Source organism: Flavobacterium suncheonense GH29-5 = DSM 17707 (assembly GCF_000430025.1).
In the GTDB taxonomy this organism is placed as follows: Bacteria; Bacteroidota; Bacteroidia; order Flavobacteriales; family Flavobacteriaceae; genus Flavobacterium; species Flavobacterium suncheonense.
On record NZ_AUCZ01000015.1, the window covers coordinates 59,073 to 73,277 of the forward strand.

Genomic DNA, 14,205 nt, shown 5'->3' on the forward strand with positions numbered 1-14,205 from the left:
AGGCGAAAACTTTATTTCGTAATTAATTTTTACAAATATAAGGGATTTCTTAACTGGGTTTTGTTGTAGTATTATTTCATTTTTGCACTTTTATGTTGTAAAAAAAAAACAAAAGCCACAGTGTTAAAGTAGTTATTCAATTTATGTACAAAAAATAAGATGCCACAAAAACGTCTCTGTACTATTATTTCTATCGTAATAAGTTGTCACCCGTTACCCTTTAAGTCAATCACTAATCAAAAATATAACCAAAATCCCCTTAAATATTGGGTAGAATCCCATAGCTGTAATGAGACAATGTTTAGGCATGAACAGTTAGAACAACAAGGTTTTACTTTTTAGATTGAGGCCTTGAATATAATAGTAGAGAGGAGTCGGCTATATTGATTAGTTCTAGTAATTAGCCCGAATAGTTATGAAACTGGAATTCCGGAGGATTTATTTGATTTAGAGAAGAAGCAATATATAATGATTATAAAGATAAAGAATCTGGGAAATACTTTAAGTTGATTTCTTTTTAATAATTTAGCAATTTTATACAGTAAGTTATATGATTGAAAATGAAGGGTTAATACAAGACACAATAAATAAAATCAAGCAATATAGATTTATTTATCAGGTAGAAGATTATCTAAGAGAAAAAGGATTGAGTCAGGAAGAAATTGTTTCAGTTTTAGAAATTGCCAATTCTAGGATTTCTGAGGAGAATTTCAAATTATTTAAAAAAGTAAATAAAAGAAATTTTATAATTTGGACAACCGCAACTATTCTGGTTTTTGTCCTGTTTGTGTTTTTTATTCCGTATGCCAAAGTTTCTAACTATGAAACTTTATTGTCAATAGTTGGTTCTGCGTTACTTATTGTTTCATTTTTTCACGCATTTGTATATTATAAAACTTGGGAAGACGAATTTGTTTCTAAGTTTAAAAAGCCTAATATAAACTATAGTTTCTTGCCAATTTTTTTAATTCCAGGAGTTTTAATATTCTTCATTTTTTCATGGAGGTTTTCAAGTGTAGCCGATTCTAAATTAAAGATGACGCAGGAAAAAGCAATTGGGAAAGTTATTTCTGGTAGCACAGTTGAAGTTAAAAGAATGCTTAGAAGTGGGGGAGCGACCTTTTCAGATATTGTGGTCGAATTTGAAACAAAAGAAGGAAAAAAAATAGTAGCTAAAGAGAATATATCAACGTATCATTTTAAAGATTTTTACATTGGTCAGGAAGTAGAATTGATATATTCAACCGAAGATCCATATAATATTGACTTATTAATTGATAAAGAAAAAATAAGTGAGTTTAAAGGATCTCAGGAAAGGGACATTAATCCGGAAGATTTAATAAAATTGAGCAAAATAAATCGAGAAGATATTCTTAATGAACTCAATAAAATATATTATGGTTGGCGTTACGATGAGCAAAATCAATTGTGGTATAATACCAAAAATAATAATGCTCTTTTGATTTCCGAAAACGAAATTCGTTTTATATCGGGAGTTGAGTCAAACCATGAATTCCCTAAGTATTTGAAGAGTGCAGGATTTCAGCAAATAAATGAAAAGGACTCAAAAGATGTTTTTAATTATGGCGAGAAAATATTTCAAAAGGACGATTGTATAGTTATTGTAAGTGTTGTTTCGGCGAATAACAAACAAAATACAATGACAATTGTAGCGAACAAGGCCCGATAGTGAGGAGATACAATCTGTACTTTTTCATAAATCCCGCTGCGAAGAGCCTTATGACTTTGAGCAATAACTTTAAGCAAAACAAAAAAACTCTGAAGCAATTCAGAGTTTTTTATTGCGATACTTTAGACTTCTTGTGCCTCTAAACACTTTATTTTTCTTGAAACAAATGGTAATTTAGGTTTCGAGTCATTCTTTTTGTTAAGATTCTTAAAAACCAGTGTAACCGATGTACCTTTAGTCATTTCTGAATTTACACCTATGGAGCAATCAATAATCTTAGCCAAATCTCTAATCAGGTGCAGGCCTAGTCCTGATTTAATGCCAACAATAGCTTTATCGTCAAATAACGTGTTGAAAAGGGTTATATCCGCACCTTTTCCGTTATCTGAAATTTTGAGGTAAATATATTTTTTCTCTGCCCATACATTCCAAATTATTGTTGGGTTTTCAATGTTTTCCAAAGCATTAATTGCATTTGCAGTAAGATTCCGGATAATGGTTTTCAGATAGTCTTCGTCCGTAAACAGCGAAACATTTTCTTTGTTTAAATACCCAATCGAAATATTGGAATACACAGAAAAATGGTTTATAATCTCATCAAACAAGATTTTGAGGTTTATTTTTTTCGGGTGGGGTTTAAAGTTCTCCATTTGTCCTTTACTCCAAAGTAATAAGTCTTCCATCGATTCCAGTAAATGTTCAGCATTTTCAATCGTTGTTTTTTCAAGACGTTTTTTGGTTTGTTCGTCCATAGTTTCCGAATCATTTTGTCTGAGATGTAGAAAATGAATCAGACTTGCAAGAGGTCCCCTTAAATCATGATTCAGGATACTGAAAAAATACAGTTTTGTTTTATTGGCTTCTTTTAGTTCGGTATTCAGCAGATAGAGTTTTTCATTGCTTTTTCGGCGAACCCAATTCTGGTAAAAAAGCAGGCCTGCAATTACCGAAAGTAGCAGTATGCCACCAATGTAGTATAACAAGTTGTTTTCTTTGGCTTCAAGTTTTACTTTGTTAAGCTGAATTTCTTTTTGCTTTAAATCGATGGTTCGTTTGTCTTCTAAATTCTGTAAAGTCTGCTTGTTTTTAAAGTTGAAGATGGAGTCTTTGTATTGAGAGTATAAGATATATGCTTCAAGACTTTTTTTATAATCTTTTTTGAAATAGAAGTATTCGGAAATAGCCATATAGTCTTTAATCAGACCTTCATGGCTGTTCAATTTTTTATCTAGGGCTAAGGCTTCATTTATTTTTTGAAAGCCCAAATCCATTTCTTTTTCATTGCCGCTTTCTTTTCCTTTTTTTACATACGCAAGACCGATGTTTTGTATTGTTGAGGCTTTTAAATCCAGGCTTTCAATCATATACATATCTTCCATGGCTTTGTTGAGATAGTGGAGACTCAAGTCATATTTATTAAGACCTATATAGGTAGCTCCCATCCAGCTGTTTATATAAATTAAAAGTGTTTTGTTGTTTTGTACTTTTAAATCTTTTTCAGCCAATTGGAAAGCTTTAATCGCCTCTTTATTTCGGTTCTGTTTGCCAAAGACAATACCCTTGCTGGCATGACACATAGCAATCGAGCCTATTTGGTTGGGACAATCTTTAAAAGCAATTATAGCCTTATCATAGTATGAAAGCGCTTTATTGTAATTTTCTATTGCATTATACATGTTTGCAATACCTAAAAAAGCTTTGGCTTCTATCTGATTTTTTATTTTCATTTGCTCAGCGTTAAAGGCTGCTTTTACAGTTTCTTTATTTAATTTGATTTTCTCACAGTATTTGAGTGATTTAAAAAAAGAACTGATAGCTTCACTAAAGGCGGCTCTGTTTGCATTTAATACGCCAAACTGATTGTATAATTTGGCCAGCAGAAGGTATTCTTTTTGTGCAATAAGCATTTTTTCTGCGGCTTTTAAGTGTTTTTCGGAAACGTTGTACTCCGCTTTCGAAATATAATGGGTTCCCAGGTTAAGATGCGACAGCGCTATACCTTTTTCCCAATTTAACGTTTTAGAGATTTTCATGCCTTCCTTAGCATAGAAGAGCCCTTTTGCCTGGTTAAGGTTAAAATAATTTTCAGAAATCAGATTGAGGTTTTTTACGTAATTAGAATCGATTTTTGAATTTTCTTTCGATTTTTGAACGACAATTAGCAAAGAATCGATGGTTTGTTGATTGTTTTGGGAATGTGCATTAAAACTAAAAAGAACAATTAAAAATGAGACAATTGTTTTAAACATGATTGATTGATTGATGTATACGATACAGTAGACGCTATTTTAGGAGTAATAGTTGCGTCTGAAATACAAACTAAATTGAATTAGCTTTTTATTAGAAAGGGAAAATTTTGTGAATGAATTTTATCTGTTTGAAAATCAGGTTTTTTAGTCATTTTGAATCAAAGCATCAGTTAACAGAAAAGATACTTTTTTGCGATAACTTTTTCCTATCGGTACAATCATTTTGTTGTGTAACACTACTCGGTTAATATCAAATTCTTCAACATATTGTTTTTGAACTGCAAAGCCTTTGTGAATTCGTATAAAAGATTTGAAATGTTCTTCTTTTAGCAATTTTCCTATTCCGGACAGAACACAGTATTTTTTTTGTGCCGTAACCACCAGCGTATAATCTTTTAAAGCTTCAAGATAAACAACATCGTGAAGTTTCACTTTTATGTGATTTCTGCCTTCTTTCAGAAAAATAGTATCACCACCAATTGTAGTTTCAAAAAGGGATGATTTGGTTTTAATGTCCAGATACATGGTAATTCTGTTCACGGTTTTCGAAAAGCGCTCTTGTTTTAGAGGTTTAATAATATAATCCAGTGCGTCTACTTCAAAACTTTCAACAGCAAATTCAGGGTGGGAAGTGATAAAAATGCAAACCGGAACATTCTTAAGCTTTTTCCGGAGCTCAATTCCCGAAATTGAAGGCATGTCAATATCCAGAAAGAGAATGTCTATCGGTTCTTTTGCCAAGTATAACTCAGCCTCTTTGGCGTTTGAAAAACTCTTCAAAAGAAGCAGTTCGGGGAACTGTTTTATAAAAGAGGCGACAGTCAGTCTGTCAATTTCGTTATCGTCTACTATGGCACACTTGTACATGGTTTGAAATTTCTTTGTTTCACCAAAATTACAAAAGTGTTACAATTAAAATCAGCTTTATATCTATTAAAAAGTCCGTTCGTATATTATGAGTTTTTATAATTGAATTCTTTGCTTTTATTTGAAATAGCTATAAAAAATCTAAAAAAAACAACAAACTAACGGCTCAAATTTTAAAATTATGAAAAAAATCTACACTTTTATGTTGCTTGCTTTTTCAGCTTCTGTTTTTTCACAAGTTGGAATTAATACGACGGTACCAAATGCGCAATTGGAAATAAAATCGAGTAATCAGTCGTCGCCAACTTTTAAAGACGGTATTTTGATTCCCAAAGTCGATACTTTTTCCGCTGTAAATCCAACAGCGCTGCAACAGGGAATGCTGGTTTATTTAACAACTCCATCAGGACATTATAGTCCAGGGTTTTATTATTGGGATAATCCGACTTCTAGTTGGATTGGTTTTATAGATAATATTTCATTTACCTCATTATTAGGCACTCAAGCCTGGAGTGTAAGCGGTAATTCTGGAACTAGTCCCGGAATTAATTTTTTAGGCACTGTAGATGATAAAGACCTAATTTTTAAAAGGAACAATATCGTGGCCGGTAAACTAGCCTTCAATAACACCTCGTTTGGTCTTGGGGCTTTAAATTCTTCAAACATAGGCGGAAGCAATACCGCAATAGGAATTTACGCTCTTGCCGCAAATACGAGCGGAAACGAAAATGTTTCTCTGGGAGACTTTTCACTATATCTAAATACAAGCGGAAGCCTGAATACGGCCATGGGCACCAGAACGTTGTTTAATAATACTACAGGCTTTAACAATACCGCAGTTGGTAATAAAACGTTGTTTTCAAATACTACCGGTATGATGAACAGCGGATCTGGTCTAAATGCGTTATATTCCAATACGACAGGAGGATACAACACTGCTAGCGGGGCAATGGCTTTAATTTCAAATACCACAGGAGGTTATAATACCGCTACTGGTTCTAATGCGATGTATTACAATACATCCGGTAATTATAATGCTGCCTTAGGGTATCAGACACTTATGTATAATTCAACCGGAAATTTTAATACGGCTACCGGTACACTTGCGCTTTATGCAAACACTGTTGGTACAAACAATACGGCCTCAGGTTATCAATCGTTATTCAACAATACAACGGGTACAAACAATACCGCTATTGGGGTTCAGGCAATGTATGAAAACAGAACATCCAGCAATAATACAGCTGTTGGGGTAACTGCATTATCAAGAAATACCACCGGGACCGATAATACCGTATCGGGTTATCAGGCCGGATTGAATAATACTACCGGGTCAATGAATACGGCTTACGGTGCCAGATCATTGCGGGATAATACAACCGGGGCAGAGAATACGGCAATTGGTGCTCAGGCCTTATTATCCAATACCACCGGAGATTTGAACACGGCACTTGGCAGTCATTCGCTGAAAAATAATACTACAGGAGGAAGCAATACCGCTTTAGGGTATCAGACTTTATTTGAAAACACGACAGGGAATGGTAACTCAGCCAGTGGATTTCAGGCATTACGGTACAATACCACCGGTGGCGATAATACCGCAATGGGGTATCAGGCTTTAACACTCAATACTACTGGGGAATACAACGTGGCAACGGGTAGTATGGCATTAAGAAGTAATACCACCGGAACCAGTAATACTGCAGTGGGAGCTTATACGCAATACAACAATTCAACTGGAAATTTTAATACAACTGTTGGGCGTCATGCCATGTTTTATAATACAGTCGGTGGAAGTAATGCCGGTGTTGGAAATCAATCCTTGTTTAATAATACTACAGGAAGTGCTAACACAGCTATGGGAAATCAATCGTTGCGTGCTAATACAACCGGTTCCAACAATACGGCTATTGGCAATCAATCCGGAATGAATCTTCCAGTTGGAGTAAACAATACAATTAATATTGGTAATAATACGGGTTGGGCTACCACGGTTAGTAATCAGGTAAACATCGGAAATTTAAGTCAGACTTCTATTGGCGGTCAGGTAAACTGGAGTACTTACAGCGATAAAAGAATTAAAATCAACATACAGGAAAATGTACCGGGCTTACAATTCATACAAAAACTACGTCCGGTAACCTACAAGCTGGATATTCACAAGCAGTATGAAATCATTAATAAAGGAGGTAAAGACGAAAGTGGCGATTTTAAAGAAAAGTACAATATCGAGAAAATTGTGCAGACTGGATTTCTGGCACAAGATGTGGCACAGGCAGCACAGGAATGCGGGTTTAATTTCAGTGGAGTGGAAGTGCCCGAAAATGAAACCGGATTGTATAAAATTCGATATGCGGAATTCGTCATGCCGCTGGTAAAATCAGTTCAGGAACAACAGCAGATAATCGATAATCTGTCTTTAAAGATTGCCGAATTGGAACTGAAAATGAAGGAGTTGTTGCAGAAAAAATAATCAAAAAATGTATTAGCGTTAATGATGGTATAAGACAACTATTGTTGTTATGAATTGTTTTAAGAATTTATACAATAATAACCATCGGCTAATAATTAAAATAAAAAATGGGGTTTTAAGCCCCATTTTTTGTTTACAAACAAATTAAATATCTCCAAATTAATCTGAAGATGAAAAAATTAAATAAACTGGCAATGTGACACTGCATAGTTATTTACAGCAAGTTATACATTATTGCATCGGCGGTACTGATTGAGGGACGATATTTTTTACAGGGTTAAGACTCTTTAAATAAGCAAAAATCGCTTTAACATCTTCATCAGCCATCTGGGAATAACTTTGCCACGGCATAGGCGGCAGTAATTGTCTGCTACCATCTAGCCCTTTGTATTTTCCTTGTTTCATGGCTTTTAAAAATTGTTCTTCAGACCAGGTGCCAATTCCGGTGTCGTCTGGAGTTAGATTAGCAGCAAATGAAGTTCCCCATGGGCCAACGGCAGCCGTATTATTCATGTTAAATAAAACATAGCCTTTAACAGATTCTGCATTATATTTAGGCAACTGTTCATTGGCATCATGACCGGACAACAATTTGTTAGGATCTGGAATTGGACCCTTTTCTGTCATGATTTTTGGTGAATGACAATCGTTGCAGCCAATAACGTTAACTAAATTTTTCCCTTTTTCAATCTTTTCTTCGACGGTTAGGGCTGCCACATATTCCGGTTTTTCCTTGTTGGAGTCATTACATCCGACAAATAGGAATGTAGAGACAATTGTTGTTAATTTTAGAAAACTTTTTTTCATGATTTTACTTGTGTTTAATTGTTATTAAAAAATGTTCTTCCGTAAGCATCAAGAATAGCTGTTGTATTTTTTTTATTGGAAGCCGCTGCTAAAGCATTAGAATAGTGTATCGCTTTTATTGTGCCATCTTGAGTTAGGCTTTGAAATTGCCAATAAATGCAGACATCCTTGTTTACAACAATTTTAGCCTGCTTATTTTGAGCTAACAAAAAAGCTGTGTCAGATTGGAAAGCTATTAGAATCGTTTTCATTTTATTTTTTACGCAAAGCTAAACCCCAGTTCGCTGGTATAAATTGATTTAAATCAACATTTTTTAGAGTTTTGCTTTTATCCCGCTAAGGGTTGCGGGGGAAATTCCAAGAAAAGAAGCGACCATTTTATTGGAAAATCATAAAATAAGCTGAGGTGGGTTTTTAATGATTCACTTTGCCTTGTAAAGCGCAGCATGGCTTGAAAATCGTAAATTCTTTTTAGCTTATGTTTATACACACTTATATAGAATTACACGTAAATAGGCCAGTTACAAAAACAAAAAAAGACGCCTTAAAAGCGTCTTTGTACAAAGTCTTTAATTGTAACAGCTGTATTTTATTTGGAGATTTCTCTGTTAGATGCTGAAAATTCATTCTTTACTTTTCATAGACAATCTTAGTAGAAAAAAAGATATTAGATGCTACACTTGTTGCAATTATATTTTAGAGTTACTTTTTATATGTTATAAAATATTTAGTGTACCTTTTATTTTCCATATTTCATCGATGTCATCGGCTGATATGGTTGTGTTTTTACTGAAAGTAGGTTTGTTTTCGTGAACCAAAATAAAAACATTAGGATCTTCACTAGGCTTGATATAGGTCAGGAAAAAGCCGGTTTTTTTACTAATAATAATATATTGGTCTTCGTTGGTTATTTCAGATAAATCGATTTGTTTGCAGATGGCGAAAGTGTTATGGTTGCTATTGTATTTCAATTTTTTGCTTTCAATTTGAAATAAAATTGTCCCTTTATTATATGGAGGTGGAAGTTTTACGGACGGCAGTTCCGATAAGGAGGTTAATTGTCCACAAGTATATTGATATATTAAGTTACTGGAAATTATGGGTATTTCATGATTTCCAATGTTAACATCTGCCAGACTGTTTTGATTAAAAAGGCAATTTAAATCGATTCCTAATTCAATAGATTTATGAATAATCTTTTCATAATCCATAGAATTTCTTTTTTTCCAGCCAGAAATTGTATTGGGTTTAACATCCAGAATTTTAGACAATTCCAAATCCGTCTTTACGTTTAACGACTTTTTTAATGTGTTTATCGTTTTTTCCACAAAATGAGAATTTTTTCTTTGCATGTTCACAAAAAATGATTTACTTTTAAATTGTTGTAAGAATAATATTTCTTACCGGAGGTGTTTTAATTTTAAGTTCTCTAATTGAGAATTTTGTTGCCAATGCATTCCAAAAAGTCTTATTTATATGTTTTTTGTTTAAAATAGAAATTGTTTTACAGGCCTAAAAGAGCAATCTATTAAAAAAAATAAACTACCGCGACAATTTTTGAAAAAAAAATACATTTTTTAGACAAAACGGGTGTTTTTTCTTAAAAAAAAATCAATTAACAAGAAAAAAATTATATAAACAGTTAAATCAGTATTTGTTTTTAAATTAAATAAAATCATGTCTTGCGAATTTGATTAGTTAGTGCCATAAAAAAATTAGAATTTAAAATAGTTTGACCCTTTGATAATTATGTTAGTTAGAATTTGGATGATTAAAAGGATAATTACGTCGATACGAAATTTAGACAGCATAGTGCTATTCCGTTGATTTTAGACAGGAGCTTTATGAAGGAGCTTTTATAATTGCAGCAGTTTCTGCCTTTTGGTTTAGCATTAGGAAAAGGGTGAAGTAGGTAAATTATATGCAATACATATACAATTTGAGATTTCAAATTGTACCAAAAATAAGTGTAACCCTTAATACTATTGCTTATGAATTGGAAGTCTACTCCCAAGGATACTCCTATCCTTATTTACTGTCTTTCGGTTTTTCTTCTATTTTTTATTTCCGAAATTAAAGGACAGGTAAGCTATGTTAATGCCAATTTATTGGTATCGTCAGACCACACTATTAATCCGTTAAATGCGACAAATAGTGATAACTCGTATGCTACTCTTAATTCTTATGGAGGTGTTGCCGTTGGAATAGGAAGTTATAATGGGAAAATTGAGCTTGAATTTCCATCGGTAGTTCCGGCAAATAAAACAACCTTTGTAAAGATAGACTTCGATCAGGACGTTTTGAACGCTCTTATAGGAGGCAATTTAGGAGGGGAATTAGCCGATTTGTTAGGAACTGTTGTATTGGGGAATCATTACTTCACCATAACTGCCAAAAACAATACCACAACAGTAGTTTCGTATTCCAGTCAGAATATTTTTTCTACAGAATCCGGCAAACTGATAAGAGACGTCAACGGGAATTTTTATTTTGCCATAACGCCTAATCAGCCATATAACCGTATAGAAGTTACAGATCATACGAATGCACTTTTATTAGGAACTTCAAATAGTATGAAGGTATATCAGGCCTTTTATACCGAAGGAAGCAACGTCTGTTCTTTTCCGTTTGCAACCTCTTATGACGGAACCGGAGGAACGTTAGATTTAATAGGATTAGGAGCAGCAGGAGTTTTAAATCCGCAAAACGCAATTGATACAGATGTAAACAGCTTTTCTCATATAAGCTTAGGGGTTTTATCTTTAGCGGGAACAATAAGTCAAACTGTGTATTTTGATGCCTTGTCAAATCCAACAGATCAGGTTCATGTTACGGTACAGTTAGACAATCCTTCAATTTTATCGTTAGGATTAGCAGATGGGTTTAGAATCGAAGCTTTAAATGGAGCTAATGTTGTGTATACGCTTAATGTAGGTGCTATTCTGGATTTAGATGTTTTAGGGCTTTTAAGCGCAGGGCAAAAAGCAACTATTCCCATTTCGCCTGGTCAATCCTTCGATAGGGTAAAATTAACCTTGTCGTCGTTAGTCCAATTGAACTTAACCAAAGGGGTTCGTTTTTACGATATATATAAATCACCGGCTGCACCTGCCATTGCATTGGTTTCACAAAATGTGACAATATGCGAAGGACAATCCGTTACCTTATATGCAGAAACATCCAGTGATAACGAATTGGTATGGTTTGATTCACCCACAAGTGCCACACCGATAGTAATAACAGCTAGCAATGTTGGTTATACAACACCGGTGCTGAACACTACAACTACTTATTATGTTTCGGCCAGAAAAACAGGTTGTACATCGTTGTCAACCAGAACACCGATTGTTGTAACTGTTGTAGATATGCCCGTTGCATCTGATATTTCAATAGGAAGCCCGGTTGTCGCAAACTGTTCAGGTACAGCCGTGTTGAATCCTACAACGGCAATAGCAAATACCACGTTTAATTATTATACAGACCAGCTTAAAACTCAGGAAATTACAACCGGATTTTCAGGGCATCCTGGAATAACCTATGTGAAAAATGAAGCTAATGGCGAGTTAACAATAGAAGGGTTAAATGCAGACAATACGCCAATAACCTATTATGTTGCGGCTGAGGTAAACAATCTTTGTGAAAATGAGGAGAACACCTTAGCACCGGTTCAGGTAATTTTCCCTACACAAACAGCGCTTATAGTGAATCCGACTTTATCAGCCTGTGGTACGGCAAATCTAGCCGATGCCATTGTCGGTTTCGATACCTCTGGGGCAACAACGTATAGTTTCTTTGATTCAGACAGCAATTCCATTTCCGAAGAGGAGGCGCAATCCATTCAGGTGAGCGGAACGTATTACATTCAGGCACTTAACTCCTCAAGTACTTGTGCCTCTGCTTTGCAACCGGTAGTTGTTACGATTAATGCATTACCTCAATTGCAGGTTAACCCGGCTACATATAATATTAACACTGGAGGCAGTGTAACTTTCAGTTATACATCAGATTCTTCGGTTACTTGGTACGATTCAGACGGAAATTCGTTGGTTTCAAATACCGTTGGTCCTTTCACAGCTTCAGGAACATATATTTATACGGCTGTGGCCAGTAACGGCTCATGTAGTATTTCAGCAATGGTTACTGTGGTGGTGAACGATGTTTCAGACTGTGGCACTTTTATGAGAAAAGTTTATGCAGAAATGCAGTCTTCGGGGTCAATTATTACAGGGGGTGTAGCAAATGATAATCAGGCTATAGACCATAATACTCAAACCCATTCCACAATAATCACAGGTTTAGGGGTGTTAGGTGTAGGAACCACATGGCAGACTTTGCAATGGAACACAACTATTCCGGAGGGAACTCCGGTAACCGTTAAATTAGGAACAGAGTACAGTGGTTTAGCTCTTGTTGGGGCAATTTCGGTAATCGGAACCAAAAGAAACGGTATGGGAGTACCGGAAGATATTGGGGCCATACAACCGCTTTCTGGTAGTTTGTTAGATTTGCTTCCGGGGGAAAATTGTTTTGAATATACATTTGTTCCGGCCAATATTACAGGACCAAAACCTTATGACGGAATAAGAATTATAGTAGGCTCTGTGCTAAGCGTTGCGCAAAGTGCAAAAGTTTACGAGGCCTATTACACTACAGAAGAAAATCCTATGACATGTACACCGGGTGATGTAGACGATGTTTTCTATGGTGTTTACGACTTGGGTATTGGTGCCTTAACAAGTACTACAAGTGTGGCCAATCCTTGGAATGCAGTTGACAATGATGACAATAGTTTTGCCACAATGTACAATGGAATAGGGGTGCTGTCTGCATCGGATTTGACCGTTAAATTCAAATCAGCATCACGCCCTTCAGATATTTTAAAAATTAAGTTGACAAAATCCGGAGCTGTATTATCAGTTGGGGCTTTGGCAGGTTTTTCAGTTCAACGATACATGGGAGATGTTCCGGTAGGAAGTCCTCTTGTTGCGGATGGTGCAGTAGCTACAGTTGAATTACTCAACGGCGGAGAGGAACTTATTTTTATATCTAATGGAGAATCCCCGTCTTTCAACAGAGTGAGAATCAGATTAGGAGGGGCTGCAAATGTTTTAGATTTTGTACAGGTTCATTATGTAAAACGTGAAGCATTAATAGATATTATTGACAGCCCCAACACCATTATAACAGTATGCCAGGGAGGAACCGTAAGCATTGCTCCCGATGCTTGTACCACATACAGATGGTATGATGCGGAAACAGGCGGAAATGTGGTCGCGGAAGGCAATTCCTATGCGGTACCTTCAAATCTTGCAGGAGGAACTTATGAATTCTATATTCAGCCAATCCGTGGAGGTTGCGAAGTATTGTCAAGAACCAAAGTAACAATTACCGTAATGCCTACATCGCCAGAACCTTTTCTGACAGATATATTAATCAACGCTGCAACCGATACAACAATTTGTAGTGAAAGCGGAGATGTTACTTTAACTGTAGGATTAGATTCCGGTGCATCTGTAGTTACCAATCCTGTTTATTACTGGTACAGTTTCGACGGAACGAATCAGGTTCTTATACCTGGGCAGAACAGTAATGTATTGCAGCTAAACGGTCTTGCACCGGGCACTTATACTTACTATGTAGGAGTTAGTTCCGATGAATATTGCGAAACATTGCTGCCGGACAGAACATCTGTAACCTTTACCATTTTACCGTTCACGACTGCCGATGATATTCAATTGGCCAATCAGAGTATTTGTATAGGAAATCCGGTGGTTTTACAGCCTGCAAGTTTGTTGGCAAACCCACAATTCAGCTGGTATTTTACAAATGATACTTCCCAGCCAATTATAAACGGAACTTTTGACGGCATCACTTATACTATTGCAGCAGGTGGAGAATTGACTATTTCAGGTTTAACAGTGTTAAATAGTCCTTATACATATTATGTATCCATGGATAGCGACACAACTTGTCCGAATTTAGCAGGTACATTAAAAGCAGTTACTGTTCAGGTTAATGAGACGGCAACACCAACAACAAGCGATGCGACACAAGATTTCTGTGAATCCGATAATCCAACTGTTGCCTCATTGCAGGTGAATGAAACTGGTGTGATATGG

General features: G+C 35.5%; 8 protein-coding genes. 3 read left to right on the forward strand and 5 right to left on the reverse strand.

The window, feature by feature from the left end; genetic code table 11:
- Window positions 1-550: 550 nt before the first annotated feature.
- On the forward strand, window positions 551-1,690 hold the full coding sequence (locus G498_RS0108950) for an APC family permease (protein WP_026980872.1): 1,140 nt from the start codon (window positions 551-553) through the stop codon (window positions 1,688-1,690).
- A 122-nt stretch (window positions 1,691-1,812) separates the two neighbouring features.
- On the opposite strand, the gene G498_RS0108955 is transcribed toward G498_RS0108950, so the two are convergent.
- Both G498_RS0108955 and G498_RS0108960 read right to left on the reverse strand, forming a co-directional pair.
- The gene (locus G498_RS0108955) at window positions 1,813-3,939 is read right to left on the reverse strand and encodes an ATP-binding protein (RefSeq protein ID WP_026980873.1); all 2,127 of its coding nucleotides are present in this window, start codon (window positions 3,937-3,939) and stop codon (window positions 1,813-1,815) included.
- Window positions 3,940-4,083: 144 nt separating this feature from the next.
- Window positions 4,084-4,806 (reverse strand): LytR/AlgR family response regulator transcription factor, encoded by a 723-nt coding sequence (locus tag G498_RS0108960; RefSeq protein ID WP_026980874.1) that lies wholly within the window; start codon window positions 4,804-4,806, stop codon window positions 4,084-4,086.
- Window positions 4,807-4,987: 181 nt separating this feature from the next.
- On the opposite strand from G498_RS0108960, the gene G498_RS15430 reads away from it, so the two are divergent.
- Window positions 4,988-7,279: a tail fiber domain-containing protein gene (locus G498_RS15430; protein ID WP_051269820.1), complete on the forward strand. Its 2,292-nt coding sequence runs from the start codon at window positions 4,988-4,990 to the stop codon at window positions 7,277-7,279.
- A 231-nt stretch (window positions 7,280-7,510) separates the two neighbouring features.
- Here the strand turns inward: G498_RS15430 and G498_RS0108970 are convergent, their stop codons facing one another.
- The 3 genes from G498_RS0108970 to G498_RS0108980 form a co-directional block, all read right to left on the reverse strand.
- Window positions 7,511-8,086, reverse strand: a complete 576-nt coding sequence (locus G498_RS0108970; RefSeq protein ID WP_026980875.1) for a c-type cytochrome — start codon at window positions 8,084-8,086, stop codon at window positions 7,511-7,513.
- A 14-nt stretch (window positions 8,087-8,100) separates the two neighbouring features.
- On the reverse strand, window positions 8,101-8,337 hold the full coding sequence (locus G498_RS0108975) for a hypothetical protein (RefSeq protein WP_026980876.1): 237 nt from the start codon (window positions 8,335-8,337) through the stop codon (window positions 8,101-8,103).
- A gap of 465 nt (window positions 8,338-8,802) precedes the next feature.
- Window positions 8,803-9,438 carry a helix-turn-helix domain-containing protein gene (locus G498_RS0108980; protein WP_026980877.1) on the reverse strand — a complete coding sequence of 212 codons (636 nt, stop codon included), beginning with the start codon at window positions 9,436-9,438 and terminating at the stop codon, window positions 8,803-8,805.
- A 639-nt stretch (window positions 9,439-10,077) separates the two neighbouring features.
- On the opposite strand from G498_RS0108980, the gene G498_RS14895 reads away from it, so the two are divergent.
- Window positions 10,078-14,205, forward strand: a 4,128-nt coding sequence (locus G498_RS14895) for an immunoglobulin domain-containing protein (protein WP_456236211.1), incomplete at its 3' end; no start/stop codon positions are given.